Origin of the sequence: Modestobacter sp. VKM Ac-2978 (genome assembly GCF_026968025.1) — a bacterium.
GTDB lineage: Bacteria > Actinomycetota > Actinomycetes > Mycobacteriales > Geodermatophilaceae > Modestobacter.
In genome coordinates this window covers 547,868-566,186 of the sequence record NZ_JAPVBP010000001.1, presented here as the reverse complement: position 1 = coordinate 566,186, position 18,319 = coordinate 547,868, and the positions used below count along the sequence as shown (strand labels likewise).

The following is an 18,319-nucleotide window of genomic DNA, read 5'->3' as shown; positions in this document are numbered from 1 at the left end:
ACCCCTGCGAGGGGGCCGCATCGAGGAACGCCCCGTTGCCGGGACCCCGTCAGGGGACCCAGCAACGGGGCGTTCCTCGTCGGCCGCGAGCCTCAGCAGCCGCGCAGGACGGTGCCCAGCCGGGTCATGCCCTCGGCGATCCGCTCCGGCGTGTGCGTGGTGAACGACAGCCGCAGCGTGGCTCGGTCCGGGACGCCGGCGTAGAACGCGGCCCCCGGCACGAACGCGACGTCGGCGGCGAGGGCCCGGGGCAGCAGCTCGGCGGTGTCCACGCCGCGGGGCAGCCGGACCCAGACGAACATGCCGCCGTCCGGCTCGGTCCAGGTGCTGCCCGCCGGCAGGGCCGCCGGCAGCGCGTCCACCATCGCGTCCCGGCGCCGCCGGTAGGCGCTCCGCAGCCGGGCGAGGTGGGTCTCCACGTCGGCCGTGCCGAACCAGGCCGCCGCGGCCGCCTGGTCGATGGTCGAGGTGTGCAGGTCGGCCGCCTGCTTGGCGACGGTCAGCGCCGGCAGCAGCCGGGACGGCGCCCGCAGCCAGCCCAGCCGCAGCCCGGGAGCGGCGATCTTGGAGAAGCTGCCCACGTGGACGACGTGGCCGTCGGCGCCCGGCTGCGCGGCGAGCGGTGCGACGTCGGAACCCCGGTAGCGCAGCTCGCCGTAGGGGTCGTCCTCGACCAGCCAGACCCCGTGCCGCGCGGTGAGTGCGACGACCTCCGCGCGACGCTCGACGGGCATGGTCCGGCCGGTCGGGTTGGCGAACGTCGGGACCAGGTAGACCAGCGCCGGCCGCTCCCGCCGGATCGCCTCCTCCAGCGCCTCCGGGTCCATGCCGTCCCCGTCGGTGGCCACCGGCACGACCCGGGCGCCGGCCAGCTGGAAGCACTGCAGCGCGGCCAGGTACGTCGGGTCCTCGACCAGCACGACCGCCCCCGGGTCGACCAGCGCGGTCGCCAGCAGGGTGAGGGCCTGCTGCGAGCCCGAGGTGACCAGCAGGTCGTCGACGGAGCTGAACATGCCGCGCGCGGTCATCCGGCCGGCCACCCGGGCCCGCAGGCCGCGGTCGCCCTCGGTCGGGGCGTACTGCAGGGCGCGACGGGCGTTCGGGCCCCAGAGCACGGCGTCGTAGGCGGCGCGGACGCCGTCCAGGTCGAACAGCTCGGGAGCGGGCAGGCCACCGGCGAAGGAGATGACCTGCGGCCGGTCGAGCAGGGCCAGCAGCTCGCGGACCGGGGAACTGGCGACCCCGGTCAGCCGCTGGGCGAGCGCGGGGACGGGCGGGGCGAGGACGGGCGGGGCGAGGACGGCAGCAGACACGAGGGCTCCAGGAGGCGCGGCGCAGCGAGGGGAAGGCGGCGCTGGGGGGCGGGGGGTGTCCCGCCCGGGTCCGCGCCGAGGGGCCTCCTGGTCAAGGGGCCGCCCCCACCTTACGACGCGCCGGGCGCCTCCGTCAGCGTCAGGAACATGAGCAGCTCGTCACGCCGGTCGTCCGGGATGACAGCCAGGGCGCCGGGCCAGCGGCCGGCCCGCACCTGGTCCGTCACCGCCTGCGGAGAGGTCGACCAGGACAGGGACGGGCCGGTCCGATCGGTCACCGCGGTGTCTCCCCAGGGCCGCCGGGTCACCTGGGGACGACGGGGCGGGCGGGGCGTGACGGGCCGGTCCGGCCCGATCATGACGAGCACCACAGTCAGCCGGGCGGACCGGCGAACGTGCAGCTCAGCGGCCCGGCGGCCGAGCCCCATACGCCCTGCCGGAGGGGGCGCGCCGGAGGCACCCGGTTGGGCGTGTTGTTCCCCCGCCGACCAGAATGGGCCGCGACATGGCGACTGCGACAGAGGCGGCGGCCCGGGCCCCGCAGACGAACAGCCGACCGCTCCGGGCCTGGCAGCAGGCGGCCCTCGGCAAGTACGAGGAGGAGTCCCCGAAGGACTTCCTGGTCACCGCGACCCCGGGTGCCGGGAAGACCACGTTCGCGCTGACCCTGGCCGCCCGACTGCTCGCCAAGCGCGAGGTCGCCCGGGTGATCGTGGTCTGCCCGACCGACCACCTGCGCATGCAGTGGGCCGACGCCGCCGATGCGATGGGCATCGCGCTCGACCCGAACCTGACCAACGCCGTCGGCCCGGTGCGCGCCGGCACGCAGGGCTACGTGACCACCTACGCCCAGGTGGCCGGCAAGCCGATGCTGCACTCGGCGCGGGCGACCACGGTCAAGACGCTGGTGATCCTGGACGAGGTGCACCACGCCGGCGACGGCCTGTCCTGGGGTGAGGCGGTCGAGGAGGCCTACGGCCGCGCGGCCCGCCGGCTCTGCCTGACCGGGACGCCGTTCCGCACCAAGGCCGACGAGCGCATCCCGTTCGTGAAGTACGTGGAGGACGGGTTCGAGGGCCAGGGCGGCCTCATGTCGACGGCCGACTTCACCTACGGCTACAAGGAGGCGCTGGCCGACAGCGTCGTCCGCCCCGTCGTCTTCGCCGCCTACACCGGCACCTCCCGGTGGCGGAACTCCGCCGGCGAGGTGGTCGCCGCGTCGCTGAGCGAGGCCGGCACCCGGTCGGTGGAGATGCAGGCGTGGCGTACCGCGCTGGACCCCAAGGGCCAGTGGGTGCCGCACGTGATCGCCGCGATGGACGACCGGATCACCCACCTCCGCGAGGAGGGCGGCATGCCCGACGCCGCCGGCCTGGTGCTGGCCAGCGACCAGGACGACGCCCGCGAGTACGCGAAGATCGTGCGTCGGGTGACCGGCAAGGCGCCGGAGCTGATCCTCTCCGACGACCCCAAGGCGTCGAAGAAGATCGAGAAGTTCAACAAGGGCGGCGCCCGGATCGCGGTCTGCGTGCGGATGGTCTCCGAGGGCGTCGACGTCCCGCGCGCCGCCGTCCTGGCCTGGATGACCTCGTACCGGACGCCGCTGTTCTTCGCCCAGGCCGTCGGCCGCGTCGTGCGTGCCCGCGCGCCGCACGAGTCGGCGACCGTCTTCCTGCCCGCGGTGCGCCCGCTGCTGTCGCTGGCCGCGTCCATGGAGGAGCAGCGCAACCACGTCATGCCGCCGCCAAAGAGCCAGCCCGACGAGGAGCTGGAGGCGCTCGACCTGCCGCCGCGGGAGCCGCGCGAGGGCGAGATGAAGCAGTGGGAGGCGCTGGAGGCCGACGCCCGGTTCGCGCACGTGCTGCACAGCGGGACGGCGCACACCGGCGAGGGCACCGGCGCCGTCACGCCGCTGGAGGCCGACGCGGAGGACTACCTGGGCATCCCTGGGCTGCTGACCCCGGCGCAGACCGCCGAGCTGCTGTCCAAGCGGGACGACGAACTGCGCATCCGGATCGCCGCCTCGCACGCCCGCGGGGACGACGACTTCATGGTCATCGAGGACCACCCCGAGGAAGAGGAGGCCGGCCGCTCCTGGCGCGACGCGGCCGAGCTGCGCAGGGAGATCAACCGGCTGGTCAACCGGGTCGCGGCGAAGACCTCGCAGCCGCAGGCCGTGGTGCACACCCAGCTCCGCCAGTCCGTGCCCGGGCCCCCGTCGGCCTCGGCGTCGGTCGACGTCCTCCGCGCCCGCCGCGAACGCCTCCGCACCATGCTCTGAGGTCGCGTCCTCCGCAGTCCGGGCTCCAGTCCCCGCTGCCGCCACCGAGTGACAGCTGAGCGGGGATCCCGGAGCCGGGAAGCCCGCTCAGCTGTCACTCGACGCTGCTCGGCGGAGCGACGGGGCGGATCGAGCAGCGGCAGACGGGAGGACGCCGGCACGGCCGGGTCGCCCCGCACCTCGCGACCCTGAGCTGCAGGACCAGGGGCGGATCCGGGGGTTCCCCGATGCCGGCGGGACGCCGCCGGGCGCAGGCTCGTGTCATGACCGAGTCGCTGCACACCGAGACCCCGCACACCGAGATCCCCCAGTCCGAGACCGCGCACGCCGGGACCCCGCAGGGCCAGTCCGTGCGCCCGCCGTTGCGACGGAGCCGCAGCGACCTCTGGCTCGGCGGCGTCAGTGGCGGGCTGGCCCGGCACACCGGGATCGACGTGCTGCTCTGGCGGGCCGGCTTCGCCGCGCTGGTGCTGGCCGGCGGGTCGGGGGTGGCCCTCTACCTGGTGCTCTGGCTGCTGATGCCGGCCGCGCCCGCCGGCCCCGCCGACCGAACGAACCTGCTCGACGAGTGGGTCGAGCGGCTCCGCGCCCGCTTCACCCGGCCGAACACGGACATCGCGCGTTGATCATCGGCGAATGGCTGGGTGACACGCCGCCGGGCGCAGCCGTTCGCCGATGATCAACTGTGGGAGGGAAGCAGGCCGCGGGCGGCGGCGAGGGCGACCGCCTCGGTGCGACTGGAGGCACCGAGCTTGGCCAGGATGTTGCTGACGTGCACGCTGGCGGTCTTCTCGCTGATGAAGAGCTCCGCACCGACCTGCCGGTTGGTGCGGCCTCGCGCGACCAGCGCCAGCACCTCCGTCTCGCGCGGGGTGAACACGGTGGTCGCCACGGTCAGCACGCCGGGGAGCTCCAGCCGCCCCCGGCGGGCCAGCGCCTCGATCGCCGTCCGCAACGGCACCGCCCCCAGCTGCAGGGCCACCTCGTGCGCGGCCGCCAGCTCAGCGGCGGCGCCGGGGCGGTCGTCGAGGGCGAGCAGCGCCTCGGCCAGCCGGAACCGGGAGCGCGCCTGCTCGTACACGTGCCCGTAGCCGAACTCCGCGACCGCCTGCCGCCAGAGCTCCACCGCGGTCTCGCCGCGCACCCGGGCCAGCTCGGCCGCCAGCCGCGTGCCCCAGGCGCGCGCTTCGATCCCGAACGGGTACTGCACCTCGGCCGCCGACCGGCCGATCTCGGCCAGCTCCGCGGCCTCCGCGACCCAGCGGGCCACGGCCGTCTCGTCCCCGGACCGGCGGGCGGAGGTGGCCGCGTCGGCGACCGCCGCCAGCGCGATGGCCACCAGCCGCACCGAGGCGAGCCGCTCCTCCCCCCACAGCTCCCGCAGCCGGCCATCGGCCCAGCGGGCCCGCTCCCCGGCCGTCGCCGCGTCCCCGGCCTGGCCGGCCAGCTCGATCTCTGCCGCCACCGTGGCCAGCATCAGCAGCACGTGGTTGTCCCAGCGGGCGGCCGGCCCCTGGGCCCAGCCCAGCCGCTCGGCGGCACGCGGGTCGCCCCGCCCGACCAGCACCAGGAGCCCGTCGGCGCGCACGTGCGCGGCCATGTCGGGCACCCGGGCCAACGCGTCGGCGGCGGCCAGGCTGCCGTCCCAGTCGCCGAGGACGTACCGGGTCAGCACCTCCAGGTGCCGGAGTTCGGCGCCGTAGAACGACCACTCGACGCCCAGCGCCCGGGCCCGGGCCAGCCCTGCCGTGGCGTGCTCCAGCGCCTCGGCCACCTCGCCGGCGTCGTGCGCGGTGACCGCCTGGCTGAACCACACCCGCATCTCGACGTCGGCGTCACCGGACCGCTGCGCCCGCGCCCGGGCCTCCGCAAAGCGCGCCCGGACGGCGACCCGGTCACCGGTGCCCGAGCCACGGACCAGCGAGACGGCGGTGTCGGCCCACGCGCTGTCCAGCCCCAGGGCGTCCGCGGCAGCCAGTGCCTCCTCCGCCGCTGCGTCCGCCTCGGCGACCAGCCCCATGCTGTAGCTGGTGCGGGCATGGGTCGCCGCCGCCCAGGTGCGCACCACCGAGGGCGGCTGGGCCGGGACCAGCTGCATCGCCGCGCTGCTCTCCCGATGGGCCTCGGCCGCCTCCTCGATCCGGCCCAGCACCTGCGCCGCCGTGTAGTGCACCCGCGCCCGCGCCTCCGGGTCACCGTCGGCGCCCAGCAGCTCCTGGGCCGAGCGGAGCAGCGCCACGGCCCGGTGCAGGTCACCGACCGCGCGGGCCGCCGCCGCGGTGTCCAGCAGCACCGCCCACTGCGAGCGGCCGGCCCGCTCGGGTGCATCGGGCACCGCCGTCCACAGCGCGAGCACCGCCTCCAGGTGCTGCAGCTGCTCGGCCGGTGCGCCCACCCGGCGGGCGGCGTCCGCGGCCTCGAGCGACGCGCTCAGCGCACCGGGCAGGTCGTTGCTCTCCCGCAGGTGGTGGGCCCGTTCGGCCGCCGTGCCCGCCTCCGGCCGGGTGGCCAGGTGCGCGGCGACGGCGGCGTGCAGCCGGACCCGCTCCCCGGGCAGCAGGTCGGCCAGCACGGCCTCCCGCAGCAGCGCGTGCCGGAACCGGTAGCGGCCGTCGTCGGAGACGACCAGCAGGTGGTGGTGCACCGCCTCGGCCAGCGCCTGCTCGGTCTCCTCCGGGCTCTTCCAGGAGACGGCGGCCACCAGCTCGTGCCGCACCTGGCGACCGGCGACGGCCGCCACCCGCAGCACCTGCTGAGCAGCCGGGCTCACCTGCTCGACCCGGGCCAGCAGGACGTCGGACAGCCCACCCGGGAGGACCTCACCCGCCCGCCCCGCGGCGACCAGCTCCTCGGCGTAGAAGGCGTTGCCCTCGGCTCGGGCGACGACGTCCTCGACGGACGCCCCACCTGCGTCGGCGGCCAGCCGGCGGACCAGCTCCTCCACCTCGGCGTCGGGCAACGGGTCGAGCTGCAGCCGCTCGACACCGGGCAGCCGGACCAGCTCGGCCAGCAGCGGGCGCAGCGGGTGCCGGCGGTGCAGGTCGTCGGCGCGGTAAGAGGCGACGACGGCGACCGGTTCGTCGACCTGCCGGTCGACCAGCCGGGCCAGCAGGTAGCGCAGCAGGTCCCGGCTGGACCGGTCGGCCCAGTGCAGGTCCTCCAGCACCACCACGAGCGGCTGCTGGGCGGCCAGGTCGCCCAGCAGGGCGGCCACCGACTCGAACAGCTGCAGGCGTCCGTCGTCGTCCGGCGGGCGCAGCGCCGATCGCGGCAGCGAGCGGCCGAGGTCGGCAGCAGCGCTGTCGGACACCTCGGCGCCGGGCCGACCGGTGAGCGGGCCGGCCAGCACCGGGTGGCGGGCGAGCACCGGCGCCAGCTCCGGGTCGGCGACCACCGGCCGCAGCAGGTCGACGAAGGGCAGGTACGGCAGCCCGACGTCGCCGAGGTCGACGCAGTGCCCGGTGAGCACCCGGGCACCGCGCGCGGTGGCCTGGCGGCCCAGCTCGTCGAGCAGCCGGGTCTTGCCGACCCCGGCGTCACCGGCGACCAGGACGGCGGACGGGCGCCCCTCGACCGCCCGGTCGACGTGCGTCATCAGCCGGGCCAGTTCGTCGGCCCGGCCGATGAGCGGGGGTTCCTCCCAGCGCGGCACGGCGCCGATCGTGGCAGAGACCACCGACAGCGACGCCGGGCCGTTCAGCGGGGCCGCCGCCGGGTGCCGAACCAGGAGCCGCGGCGGCTCCCGTCGCGCCGGGCCGCCGCCCGGACCAGCTCCTGCCGGTAGGCGAGCTCTGCTTCCAGTGCCGGGTTCGGGTAGTGCATCGCCATGACCGTCTCCTCGTGTCGTCCGGGTCGAACGAGGAGAACGGTCGTCCTGAGGGGTGGCCCGGCACATCGGTCGATCACGCAGTCCCGGGCCGCCCCGGGACCGGCCGGCGCCTGAGGGGCCTCAGGTGGACGGTCAGCCCACCGTGTACTCGGCGTCCTCCTCGACGACGTCGTCGACGTCGGCGATGTCGTCGTCGGTGGCGTCCACCGGTGCGGGCACCGGCTCGTCGACGTCGGGGTCGAACTCCCCATCGGCGTCGGTGTCCGCGTAGAGGGTGACGGTCAGGTCGGTGTCCGCGGTCAGCGCCGGGTCCAGGTCGACCTCGACGTCGGAGGTCGTGCCCACCTGCACCTGCGTGGAGCCGAGCACCTCGTCCCCGGCGCTGACGACGACGAACCCGCCGCCGGGTGCGTTGACCGTGCCGACGACCACGCGGTCACCGTCGCCGGTCTGGTCCTCGAACTCCAGGTCGGCCATGGTGCCGCTGCCGGACTCCCCGCCCGGCGCCATCGTCGTCTCCCCCGCAGTGGCCGGCGACGACGCCGGTGCGTCACCGGCCGGCGCACCCTCGCCGTCCCCGCAGGCAGACAGCAGGAGGGCGGCGACGGGGAGGGCCCAGCGGGCCCGGCGGGACATGGTCATGCCCGGCTGGTGCCCCGGGCCGCGCCGGGTCACACGCCGCGAGCGCCAGATCACGGCGCGGCGTCGCCGGTGGCCGTCGGGCTCGTCGTCTGCTCGGCTTCGGTGCTGCCCGGTGTCTCGGCGAAGGTCGTGGTGACCGCGGGGACGGGCTCGACCTCGTCGTCCTGGCCACAGCCGGTCAGCAACAGGGCGGTCGCACCCGCGGAACAAAGCAGCGCTGCGCGTGGTCTCATGCAGAGCAGATGCCCACGGCGCGGGTGCGCCTACACGCGCCGTGGGCACACGACCAGGACACCGTGCACCGGCGCACGGGCCGACGAGGACCGAGCGACCGCCCCGCGGAGCTCGGCCCGTGCCCGAGAGGAGCCCCGTGCCTGACACCGGGACGACGAACGACCTGACCCCGACCGTCTTCGTGCTCTACGGCGCGACCGGCGACCTGGCCCGCCGGATGGTGCTGCCGGCCTTCTTCGAGCTCGCCCAGCACGGGCTGCTGCCCGACGACTGGCGGCTCATCGGCAGCGGCCGCGGCGAGCGCACCGACGAGGAGTTCGTCGAGCACGTGCGCGGCGCCCTCGAGGAGTTCGGCCCGGACCCGGAGCAGGGCCCGTGGGAGGAGTTCCGCGGCCGGCTGCAGTTCGCCGGTGGCGGCTTCACCGCCGACGACCCCGGGCAGCTCGTCGACGCCGTGGCCGACGCCCGCAAGGAGCTCGGCGAGGACGCCCAGCTGGTGCACTACCTCTCCCTGCCGCCCAAGGCCTTCACCGACTACACCCACGCCCTGGGCGCGCACGGGCTGGCCGAGGGCTCCCGGGTCGTCTACGAGAAGCCCTTCGGCGATTCCCCGGAGGGCTTCCGCGAGCTCGACGGCGTCGTGCACTCGGTGTTCGACGAGGAGCAGGTCTTCCGGATCGACCACTTCCTGGGCAAGGAGGGCACCCAGGACCTGCACGTGGCGCGGTTCGCCAACGGGCTGTTCGAGCACATCTGGAGCCGCGAGCACGTCGCCCAGGTGCAGATCGACGTCCCCGAGGACCTCGACGTCGCCGACCGCGCCGACTTCTACGACGCCACCGGCGCGACGCTGGACATGCTGGTCACCCACCTGTTCCAGGTGGCCGCCGAGGTGGCCATGGAGCCGCCGGTCAGCTTCTCCGCCGACGACATCCTCTCCGCGCGTGAGTCGGTGCTGAAGCACTTCCGCCCGCTCGCGCCGGAGGACGTGGTCCTGGGGCAGTTCGAGGGCTACCGGGAGCTGGACGGCGTGCCCGATGACAGCCAGACCGACACCTTCGTGGCGGCCAAGCTGTTCATCGACTCCGGCCGGTGGCGCGGCGTGCCGTTCCTGCTGCGCACAGGCAAGCGGCTGGCGGACAAGCAGCAGCGGGTCAGCCTGGTGCTGCACCGCCCGAAGGGCCCGGTCCACGAGGTGCCGCCGAACGGGAACGTGATCTCGCTGTCCCTGGCCGGTGCCGGTCAGCTCGACGTGGACATCATGGCCAAGCGCCCCGGCCCGGACCTGGCGATGGCCCCGGCGCGGGTCTCCCTGGACCTGTCGAAGGTGCCCGGTGGCCGGCCGCTGGCGCCCTACGTCTCCCTCATCCACGACGTGCTGGTCGGCGACCGCTCGCTGTTCACCACCAGCGAGGGCCTGGCCCAGACCTGGCGGGCCCTGCAGCCGGTGCTGGACCACCGCCCCGAGGTGCACTCCTACGCCCCGGGTTCGTGGGGTCCGGTGGCGGCGAACGCGCTGGCCGGCGAGCACGGCTGGCTGCTGGGCGAGACCGAGTAGGAGAACGCAGAACGGCCCCTCTCCGTCGAAGGAGAGGGGCCGTTCTCGCGTGGTGGGTCCGGACCGGGCGCTGGTCGCCTCGCGGCGGTTTGCACATCCGCGGCTCCAGCCCCCGACCGGAGTCGGAGCGGTATTCCACGGCGGCAGTTATCTAGTGGAGCCCGGGGACACAGGTCGCCCGGCCCGGACGTCGTCCACCGTACCCGCGCCCTCCGGCCCGACACACGTGGCGAGGCCCTCAGTCCGGACGACTGGCCAGGCCGGCCCGACGGCGTGCCAGACTCCGGCGCATGAGCGGGGTGGACTTCGACGCGTGGACGGCGCTGGTCGACGACTCCCCCACCTCGCGCACCGAGTGGGCCGCCGTCATCGGCGCCTGGTCCGAGCCGCACCGCAGCTACCACGACCTCGCGCACCTGGCGGCGGTGCTCGGCATCGTCGACGAGCTGGCCGGGCACGCCGCCGACCCGGTCGCCGTCCGGCTGGCCGCCTGGTACCACGACATCGCCTACGACCCGCAGCGCAGCGACAACGAGGAGGTCAGCGCCGCGCGGGCGCGGATCGGGCTGCTCGGGCTGGTGGACGACGCCACGGTCGCCGAGGTCGAGCGGCTGGTGCTGCTGACCGCCGGGCACGACCCCGAGCCGGACGACGCCGACGGCGCGGTGCTCTGCGACGCCGACCTCGCCGTGCTGGCCAGCCCCCCGGCGGCCTACGCCGGCTACGCCTCCGCGGTGCGCGCCGAGTACGGCCACCTCTCCGACGACGAGTTCACCACCGGCCGGATCGCCGTGCTGGAGCAGCTGCTGGCCCTGCCGGAGCTCTTCCGGGTGCCCGTGGCGGCCGAGCGGTGGACCGAGCCCGCCCGGGCCAACCTGACCGCCGAGCTCACCCTGCTGCGCGCGCGCTCGGCCTGACCCGATCGGGTGACGAGGGAGTCGCGCGTACCCGTCCGGTGACCCAGAGTTGCCCGGCGACCCGTCATCGTCCCGATGACCCCCGCAGGGGACCGGTCGCCAGACAGAGGAGCTCCTCATGCGTCTCGGAACCGGCATCTTCCTGCTCGCCATCGGCGCCGTCCTCACCTTCGCGGTGAGTGCGCAGGTCAGCGGCATCGACCTCGACGTCGTCGGCTGGATCCTGATGGCCGCCGGTGCCCTGGCCATCGTCGTCGAGCTGGCCGTGTGGGCTCCGCGCCGTCGGCGCGTGGTGCGCACCGAGGGCCACGAGGGCGGGCCGGTCCGCCGGTCCACCACGGAGGAGACCTACTAGGACGAGGCGGCCCGGGTCTTCCTGACCCGCAGGCCGGCGGCGAGCAGCCGCTGCAGCAGCTCCCGGCAGTCCACCGGCTCCGCACCGGCGGCGACCGCCTGCGCGTAGAGCTCCTCCGGGACGTCGTAGTGGTCACCCTGGAACGCCCGGCGCGGGATCTCCAGGTGCTGCTGGACGAAGGCGTGCAGCTCGTCGTAGTCGGTGTCGCTCACCAGGTGCGACCACCGCCGCCCCCGCCACGGCCACACGGGGGTGTCGATCAGCAGTGCCACCCGGACAGTGTGCCCCGGCTACGGTCTGGGCGTGACTGAGGAGATCCGCTGGGGAGTCGTCGGGCCGGGCCGCATCGCCGAGCAGGTGGTGAAGGACTTCGCGCACGTCGACGGCGCGCGGGCGGTCGCCGTCGCCTCCCGCTCGCTGGACCGCGCGCAGGCCTTCGCCGGTCGGCACGGGATCGAGCGGTCGCACGGCTCCTACGCGGAGATCCTGGCCGACCCGGACGTCGACGTCCTGTACATCGCCACCCCGCACCCGCAGCACCACGCCGTCTCGCTCGGGGCGATCCGGGCCGGCAAGGCACTGCTGGTGGAGAAGTCGTTCACCGCGACCGTCGCCGGGGCCACGGAGGTGGTCGACGCAGCACGCGAGTCCGGCGTCTTCGCGATGGAGGCGATGTGGACGCGGTTCCAGCCGGCCGTCGTCCGGGCGCGGGAGCTGATCGCCGAGGGCGCCATCGGTGAGGTGCGCTCCGTGCAGGCCGACCTGGGCGTGTCCCGCGAGTTCGACCCCACCGACCGGCTGTTCGCCAAGGAGCTCGGCGGCGGCGCCCTCCTCGACCTCGGCGTCTACGTCGTCTCCTTCGCCCAGATGCTGCTCGGTGACCCGGACACCGTGACCGCCACCGGTTCGCTGTTCGAGACGGGCGTCGACGCCGAGGCCTCGCTGCTGCTCGGCTACGCCGACGGCCGCTCGGCCACCCTGATGACCTCGCTGCGCAACGCGCTGCCCGGGCAGGCCCGGGTGTTCGGGACGGCGGGCTGGATCGACGTCCTCCCCCGCTTCCACCACCCGCAGACGATCGTGCTGCACCGGGCCGGGGCGGACGCGGAGGAGATCACCCTCCCGCAGCTCGGTGGCGGCTACTCCCACGAGCTGATCGAGGTCACCGAGTGCCTGCGGGCCGGGCGGACCGAGAGCACCGTCATGCCGCTGGCGGACACCCTGGCCGTGCAGTCGGTGCTCGAGCAGGCCGCCGGTCAGCTGGGCGTGACCTTCGCCGAGGACCCGGCCGCGCTCTGACGGCTCGGCGTCCTCGGCGCCTTGGGCGGCGGCTTCGGCGGCCAGGCCGCGCCGCTGGCCTGGGCCGTCGTCGGCACCCGGGTGTGCGTGCCCCCGGTGGCCCGGACGGCGTCGGCGAAGGTGACCGCGTCGACGGTGGCCGCACCGCCGGGGTCGTTGTTGAAGTAGACGAGCACGTCGTCGTCGCCGTAGGTCTCCGCCAGCCGCTGCGCCCACAGCTGCAGCGTCTCCGGCCGGTAGCCCCAGCCGTCGGCTCCGGTGTGCAGCCGCAGGTAGCCCCACTCGGCGGTGCGCCACAGCGGCGCGATCGGCTGCTCGGCGCGGTCCGCCCAGCACAGCGCAGCCTGGTACCGCTCGAGCAGGCCGCGGACCTCGTCGGTCCACCAGCTCTCGTGCCGGGGCTCCACCGCGACCCGGGTGCCCGCCGGGAACTGGCCGAGGCACTCGCTGAGCAGTTCGACGTCGGCCTTCAGCGTGGGCGGCAGCTGCAGCAGGACGACGTCCAGCCGGTCGCCCAGGCCGGCCACACGGTCCATCAGCCGGGCCACCGGCTCGGCCGGCTCGCGCAGCCGCTTGAGGTGGGTGAGGAAGCGGGAGGCCTTCACCGCCCACCGGTAGTCCGGCGGGGTGCGGTCCCGCCACCGCTCGAACGTGGCCTTCTCGGGCAGCCGGTAGAAGGCGTTGTTGCTCTCGACGGTGGCGAAGTGCTCGGCGTGGTGCTCCAGCCAGAGTCGTTGCGGCAGCACCGGCGGGTAGAAGCGGCCGCGCCAGTCGCGGTACTGCCAGCCCGAGGTCCCGATCACCACCGTCACCGCAGCCGCCTACCCTCCTCGGCCATGAGCGACTCCCCCGCGCGTTTCAAGGACCTGTGCCTCGACGCCGTGGACCACCAGGCGCTGGCCGACTGGTGGTGCACGGCGATGGGCTACGTCCGCCGTGACGACGTCGAGCCCGACGAGGAGGGCTGGGTCCGGCCGACGGACTGGCCGGTGCCGATCGTCGACCGGTCCGGCGCTGGTCCGCTGATCTGGGTCGTGCCGGTGCCCGAGGGCAAGACGGTGAAGAACCGCATGCACCACGACGTCGTCGGCGACACCGCGGCGCTCCTGGCCCACGGGGCCACCCTGGTCCGCCACCGGGACGCCGGACCGGACGACGAGCCCGACGCCGGGACCATCGACTGGGACGTGCTGGCCGACCCGGAGGGCAACGAGTTCTGCTGCTTCGCCCCGAACCGGACGTGAGCGACCAGCTGCCCGACCTGGCCGCCACCCGGCTGGCGGCGCTGTGCCTGAACCGGCGCGGCCGTCCCCGGGGTCTCACGTTCGACGACCACGTGGTGCGCGGCGGGCTGATCCTCGACCTGGCGGTCTGCGGAGCCCTGACCCTGACCGACGACGCGGTGGAGATGGACCACGAGCGGGCGGCCGAGATCGGCCTGGCCGACGTCGCCGCGCAGGCCGACGAGGGCGACGGCTCGCTGCAGGACTGGCTGGACTGGGGTGCGCTGGGCTTCGACGAGTGGGTCGGCCGGCTGGTGCAGGCCGGGGTCTGGCGGCTGCTCCCGTGGTCGCCGCTACGGCCGTTCCGCAGCTACGACGACGGTGACCCGGCGCGCACGGAGGCCGACCGGGCCCGGGGCCGGGCCGGCGGGCCCGACGCGGATGCGAGTCAGCAGACGCTCGCCGTCCTGGCGGTGGGCAAGGTCAGCGCGCTGAGCGGGAAGCTCGGCCAGCCGCCGTCCTGGGTGCTGGCCGGCCTCGGTGAAGCGCAGTGGGCCGGCGAGCTGGTCGTGGAGCGGCTCACCGAGCTGCGGACCCGGATGCGCACCAACGGCCATGACCTCGACGGCCCCGCGATCGGCGACCCGGGCTAGCTGCGGGCGAGCACCCAGGACGGCGGCGGGTCGATCGGCCGAGCCGGCCCCACGACGACCACGGGCTGAGGGCTGCCTCCGCTGGCGGGAGGCAGCCCTCAGCCCGTGGTGATCACCGGCCGGCAGCCGTCGCCGGGCCGGGGAACGCCGACAGGGGCGGCCCGCCGAAGCGGACCGCCCCTGCCGGACAGTGCTGGTGGTGCAGTGCTCAGCGGGACGCCGAGCGGTGTGGACTCAGAAGTCCATGCCGCCCATGCCGCCGTCGCCGCCACCGGCCATGGCCGGGGCGTTCTTCTCCGGCTTGTCGGCGATGACGGCCTCGGTGGTGAGGAAGAGCGCCGCGATGGAGGCGGCGTTCTGCAGCGCCGAGCGGGTGACCTTGGCCGGGTCGATGATGCCGGCCGCGATCAGGTCCACGTACTCGCCGGTGGCGGCGTTGAGGCCCCAGCCGGTCTCGGAGTTGCGGACCTTCTCCGCCACGACGCCGCCCTCGAGGCCGGCGTTGATGGCGATCTGCTTCAGCGGGGCCTCGAGCGCGACGCGCACGATGTTGGCACCGGTCGCCTCGTCACCCTCGAGCTCGAGCTTGTCGAACGCGACGGCCGTGGCCTGCGCGAGAGCGACGCCACCACCGGCGACGATGCCCTCCTCGACGGCGGCCTTGGCGTTGCGCACCGCGTCCTCGATGCGGTGCTTGCGCTCCTTGAGCTCGACCTCGGTCGCGGCGCCGGCCTTGATGACGGCGACGCCACCGGCCAGCTTGGCCAGGCGCTCCTGCAGCTTCTCGCGGTCGTAGTCGGAGTCCGACTTCTCGATCTCGGCGCGGATCTGGTTGACGCGACCCTGGATCTGGTCGGCGTCACCCGAGCCCTCGATGATGGTCGTCTCGTCCTTGGTGGTGACGAACTTGCGCGCCCGGCCCAGCAGCGACAGGTCGGCGGTGTCCAGCTTGAGGCCGACCTCCTCGCTGATGACCTGACCACCGGTGAGGATCGCGATGTCGCCCAGCATGGCCTTGCGACGGTCGCCGAAGCCGGGGGCCTTGACGGCGACCGACTTGAAGGTGCCGCGGATCTTGTTGACCACCAGGGTCGCGAGGGCCTCGCCCTCGACGTCCTCGGCGATGATCGCCAGCGGCTTGCCGGACTGCATGACCTTCTCCAGCAGCGGGAGCAGGTCCTTGACCGTCGAGATCTTGCTGTTGACGACCAGGATGTACGGGTCGTCGAGCACGGTCTCCATGCGGTCGGTGTCGGTCACGAAGTAGGCCGACAGGTGACCCTTGTCGAAGCGCATGCCCTCGGTGAGCTCGAGCTCGAGGCCGAAGGTGTTGCTCTCCTCGACGGTGATGACACCTTCCTTGCCGACCTTGTCCATCGCCTCGGCGATGAGCTCGCCGATGGCGGGGTCAGCAGCGGAGATCGAGGCGGTGGCCGCGATCTGCTCCTTGGTCTCGACGTCCTTGGCGGTCGAGAGGAGGTACTCCGAGACCGAGGCGACGGCCTTCTCGATGCCCTTCTTCAGGGCCATCGGGTTGGCGCCGGCGGCGACGTTGCGCAGCCCCTCGCGGACGAGGGCCTGGGCGAGCACGGTGGCGGTGGTGGTGCCGTCACCTGCGACGTCGTCGGTCTTCTTGGCGACCTCCTTGACCAGCTCGGCCCCGATCTTCTCGTACGGGTCCTCGAGCTCGATCTCCTTGGCGATGCTCACACCATCGTTGGTGATGGTGGGGGCGCCCCACTTCTTCTCCAGGACGACGTTGCGGCCCTTGGGGCCAAGCGTCACCTTGACGGCGTCGGCGAGGGTGTTCATGCCCCGCTCGAGTCCGCGGCGCGCCTCTTCGTCGAACGCGATCATCTTGGCCATGTGGTGATGTCCTCCATGCGTGGATCGCTGGCTGGTCAGGTCCGGCGCCCGCGACGGACGACACCGGTTCTGCGAACGCTCCTGCGGTCCGCGTCCCGGTGCCTCACCGTTCCGACCTGGCTGGCACTCGGGTAGCCCGAGTGCCAGCCCAAAGTCTGGCACTCGACCCAGGCGAGTGCAAGAAGGGGGTCGGCGCCCCCCGGCCCAGGACGCAGCGAGGCCCGGCCCCCGACCGGGGACCGGGCCTCGTGGTGCTGACCGGTTCAGGCGCTCTGGACGGCGTCCGCCTGCGGGCCCTTGTCGCCCTGGACGACCTCGAAGCTGACCCGCTGGCCCTCTTCGAGGCTCTTGTACCCGTCCATCTGGATGGCCGAGTAGTGGACGAAGACGTCCTGGCCGCCGTCGACGGCGATGAAGCCGAAGCCCTTCTCGGCGTTGAACCACTTCACAGTGCCCTGTGCCACGTGTGCTCCCACGTTCAGTGCGGCGGACGACCCCTTGAGACTCGAGGGGCCGGGTCTCGCTCTTCCGCCCGCCGAACACGAACGTGGAACTCGAACCGCGCGGAACGGTACAGCAGGGGGTGTCCCAGGTCACGGTCCTGACCACGCCATACACCCGTCCGGGTGCTGCCGCGGCGGCGTCCCGTGCCCCGGCAGGGGCCCTCCCTCAGGCGATGAGGCCGGCCTCGCGCAGCGACTTCAGCGACGGCTGCACGTGGTGCGAGGGGCCGACCACCGGCAGCAGGGGGTCGAGGGTCTTCAGCCCCTCGCCGGTGTTGAGGACGACGACCTCCTGCGTGGGGTCGATCAGCCCCTTCTCCACCAGCTGCCGCAGCACCGCGGTGGTCACCCCGCCGGCGGTCTCGGCGAACACACCGGTCGTGCGGGCCAGGTCCCGGATGCCCTGCACGATCTCGTCGTCCCCGACCCGGCCGACCGAGCCGCCGGTGCGCCGGATGGCGTCCAGCGCGTACGGGCCGTCCGCCGGGTTGCCGATGTTCAGCGACTTGGCGATGCCGGTGGGCTTGACCGGCTTGACGACGTCCCAGCCGTTGTCGAACGCGGTGGCGATCGGGTCGCAGCCGGCGGACTGGGCGCCGAAGACCTTCCACTCGGTGTCGGCGACGATGCCGGCCGCGACCAGCTCCCGCCAGGCCTTGTCGACCTTGGTGAGCAGCGAGCCGGACGCCATCGGGATGACCACCTGGGCCGGGATCCGCCAGCCCAGCTGCTCGGCGATCTCGTAGCCCATCGTCTTGGAACCCTCGGCGTAGTACGGCCGGACGTTCTGGTTGACGAAGGCGGTGTCCTCGAACTCGTCGGTCTCGGCGAGCTCGCTGGTCAGCCGGTTGACGTCGTCGTAGGACCCCTCGACGGCCACCAGGGCCTGGCCGTACACCGCCGACTGGGTGATCTTGCCGGGCTCGAGGTCGCTGGGGACGAACACGAAGGAGGGCAGCCCCATCCGCGCGGCGTGCGCGGCGACGGAGTTGGCCAGGTTGCCGGTGGAGGCGCAGGCGATCTTCGTGTAGCCGAAGCTCTTGGCCGCGGTGGCGGCCAGGCTCACCACCCGGTCCTTGAAGGAGTGGGTCGGGTTGGCCGAGTCGTCCTTCACCCAGAGCCCACCGGTGAGACCGAGCTCGGCGGCCAGTCGGTCGGCGCGCACCAGCGGGGTCATGCCCGGGTCGAGGCTGACCCGGGAGGCCGGGTCGTGCCCCACCGGGAGCAGGGCGACGTACCGCCAGATGTTCTGCGGCCCGGCCTCGATCTCCTCGCGGGTCACCGCGCGCATGAGCTCGGGGTCGTAGTCGACCTCGAGCGGGCCGAAGCACTCCGCGCAGGCGTGCTCGGCGATGAGCCCGAAGGTGGCGCCGCAGTTGCGACAGACCAGGCCACGGGCCGGGTTGGGGGTGATCTGTCCACCGGCGGTGGAGTCTGCCTGGGCGGAACCGGGAGCGGTCAGGGTCATTCGACGACTACCTCCTCATCTTCCCCGCGCCGGGCCGTCGAGCCGCGCGGGACGGAATTGGCACCTCACGCTGCGCATACGCGCAGACCGCGGTTGCCGGGGCTTCAACGGGCCGTGTCCCTCTGCCCCTCTGGATGAGTGGAACGCACGTCACTCTACCCGGGGGCCGCCCGCCCGC

Annotated in this window: 19 protein-coding genes and 1 riboswitch; of the genes, 8 read left to right on the top strand and 11 right to left on the bottom strand. The window is 74.0% G+C overall.

Annotated elements, in window-relative coordinates:
* Positions 1-92 precede the first annotated feature (92 nt).
* Together O2W53_RS02660 and O2W53_RS02655 are read right to left on the bottom strand one after the other, a co-directional pair.
* A complete protein-coding gene (locus tag O2W53_RS02660) occupies positions 93-1,313 on the bottom strand; it encodes an aminotransferase-like domain-containing protein (RefSeq protein WP_269161489.1) in 1,221 nt (406 codons plus the stop codon).
* A gap of 110 nt (positions 1,314-1,423) precedes the next feature.
* A complete protein-coding gene (locus tag O2W53_RS02655; protein ID WP_269161488.1) occupies positions 1,424-1,591 on the bottom strand; it encodes a hypothetical protein in 168 nt (55 codons plus the stop codon).
* Between the two features lie 227 nt (positions 1,592-1,818).
* On the opposite strand from O2W53_RS02655, the gene O2W53_RS02650 reads away from it, so the two are divergent.
* On the top strand, positions 1,819-3,594 hold the full coding sequence (locus tag O2W53_RS02650; protein ID WP_269161487.1) for a DEAD/DEAH box helicase: 1,776 nt from the start codon (positions 1,819-1,821) through the stop codon (positions 3,592-3,594).
* A 263-nt stretch (positions 3,595-3,857) separates the two neighbouring features.
* Positions 3,858-4,220 carry a PspC domain-containing protein gene (locus tag O2W53_RS02645; protein ID WP_269161486.1) on the top strand — a complete coding sequence of 121 codons (363 nt, stop codon included), beginning with the start codon at positions 3,858-3,860 and terminating at the stop codon, positions 4,218-4,220.
* 53 nt (positions 4,221-4,273) lie between these two features.
* Here O2W53_RS02645 and O2W53_RS02640 read toward each other — a convergent pair whose 3' ends face one another.
* The 4 genes from O2W53_RS02640 to O2W53_RS02625 all read right to left on the bottom strand — a co-directional run bounded on the left by O2W53_RS02640 (position 4,274) and on the right by O2W53_RS02625 (position 8,298).
* Positions 4,274-7,246, bottom strand: coding sequence for a helix-turn-helix transcriptional regulator (locus O2W53_RS02640; RefSeq protein ID WP_269161485.1), 2,973 nt, complete (start codon positions 7,244-7,246; stop codon positions 4,274-4,276).
* Between the two features lie 44 nt (positions 7,247-7,290).
* Complete coding sequence (locus O2W53_RS02635; protein WP_269161484.1) at positions 7,291-7,422, bottom strand: hypothetical protein; 132 nt, start codon at positions 7,420-7,422, stop codon at positions 7,291-7,293.
* A 133-nt stretch (positions 7,423-7,555) separates the two neighbouring features.
* The gene (locus tag O2W53_RS02630; RefSeq protein ID WP_269161483.1) at positions 7,556-8,065 is read right to left on the bottom strand and encodes a DUF7282 domain-containing protein; all 510 of its coding nucleotides are present in this window, start codon (positions 8,063-8,065) and stop codon (positions 7,556-7,558) included.
* 50 nt (positions 8,066-8,115) lie between these two features.
* Positions 8,116-8,298, bottom strand: coding sequence for a hypothetical protein (locus O2W53_RS02625; RefSeq protein ID WP_269161482.1), 183 nt, complete (start codon positions 8,296-8,298; stop codon positions 8,116-8,118).
* A 137-nt stretch (positions 8,299-8,435) separates the two neighbouring features.
* Between O2W53_RS02625 and O2W53_RS02620 the strand changes: the two genes are divergently transcribed.
* From O2W53_RS02620 to O2W53_RS02610, 3 genes are all read left to right on the top strand, one after another.
* On the top strand, positions 8,436-9,857 hold the full coding sequence (locus O2W53_RS02620; RefSeq protein ID WP_269161481.1) for a glucose-6-phosphate dehydrogenase: 1,422 nt from the start codon (positions 8,436-8,438) through the stop codon (positions 9,855-9,857).
* Between the two features lie 290 nt (positions 9,858-10,147).
* Positions 10,148-10,774 carry an HD domain-containing protein gene (locus O2W53_RS02615; protein WP_269161480.1) on the top strand — a complete coding sequence of 209 codons (627 nt, stop codon included), beginning with the start codon at positions 10,148-10,150 and terminating at the stop codon, positions 10,772-10,774.
* A 118-nt stretch (positions 10,775-10,892) separates the two neighbouring features.
* A complete protein-coding gene (locus tag O2W53_RS02610) occupies positions 10,893-11,129 on the top strand; it encodes a DUF6458 family protein (RefSeq protein ID WP_269161479.1) in 237 nt (78 codons plus the stop codon).
* Here the strand turns inward: O2W53_RS02610 and O2W53_RS02605 are convergent.
* Positions 11,126-11,401: a DUF4031 domain-containing protein gene (locus tag O2W53_RS02605; protein ID WP_269161478.1), complete on the bottom strand. Its 276-nt coding sequence runs from the start codon at positions 11,399-11,401 to the stop codon at positions 11,126-11,128. The genes O2W53_RS02610 and O2W53_RS02605 overlap by 4 nt on opposite strands.
* Positions 11,402-11,432: 31 nt before the next feature.
* On the opposite strand from O2W53_RS02605, the gene O2W53_RS02600 reads away from it, so the two are divergent.
* Positions 11,433-12,428, top strand: a complete 996-nt coding sequence (locus O2W53_RS02600; protein ID WP_269161477.1) for a Gfo/Idh/MocA family protein — start codon at positions 11,433-11,435, stop codon at positions 12,426-12,428.
* Here O2W53_RS02600 and O2W53_RS02595 read toward each other — a convergent pair.
* Complete coding sequence (locus O2W53_RS02595) at positions 12,386-13,240, bottom strand: DUF72 domain-containing protein (protein ID WP_269161476.1); 855 nt, start codon at positions 13,238-13,240, stop codon at positions 12,386-12,388. The two genes, O2W53_RS02600 and O2W53_RS02595, sit on opposite strands and share 43 nt — an antisense overlap.
* A gap of 24 nt (positions 13,241-13,264) precedes the next feature.
* Here O2W53_RS02595 and O2W53_RS02590 point away from each other — a divergent pair, with 24 nt between their 5' ends.
* Positions 13,265-13,672 carry a VOC family protein gene (locus O2W53_RS02590; protein WP_269161475.1) on the top strand — a complete coding sequence of 136 codons (408 nt, stop codon included), beginning with the start codon at positions 13,265-13,267 and terminating at the stop codon, positions 13,670-13,672.
* Positions 13,669-14,304, top strand: a complete 636-nt coding sequence (locus O2W53_RS02585) for a hypothetical protein (protein ID WP_269161474.1) — start codon at positions 13,669-13,671, stop codon at positions 14,302-14,304. The genes O2W53_RS02590 and O2W53_RS02585 overlap by 4 nt, the downstream gene beginning before the upstream one ends.
* Positions 14,305-14,538: 234 nt before the next feature.
* On the opposite strand, the gene groL is transcribed toward O2W53_RS02585, so the two are convergent.
* The 3 genes from groL to thrC form a co-directional block, all read right to left on the bottom strand.
* Positions 14,539-16,170, bottom strand: coding sequence for a chaperonin GroEL (gene groL / locus O2W53_RS02580; protein ID WP_036334655.1), 1,632 nt, complete (start codon positions 16,168-16,170; stop codon positions 14,539-14,541).
* Between the two features lie 263 nt (positions 16,171-16,433).
* Positions 16,434-16,634 (bottom strand): cold-shock protein, encoded by a 201-nt coding sequence (locus O2W53_RS02575; RefSeq protein WP_036334654.1) that lies wholly within the window; start codon positions 16,632-16,634, stop codon positions 16,434-16,436.
* Between the two features lie 205 nt (positions 16,635-16,839).
* Entirely contained in the window at positions 16,840-18,141 is a 1,302-nt protein-coding gene (gene thrC / locus O2W53_RS02570; RefSeq protein ID WP_269161473.1) for a threonine synthase, read from the bottom strand.
* 12 nt (positions 18,142-18,153) lie between these two features.
* Positions 18,154-18,282, bottom strand: a riboswitch (SAM riboswitch).
* Positions 18,283-18,319: the final 37 nt, after the last annotated feature.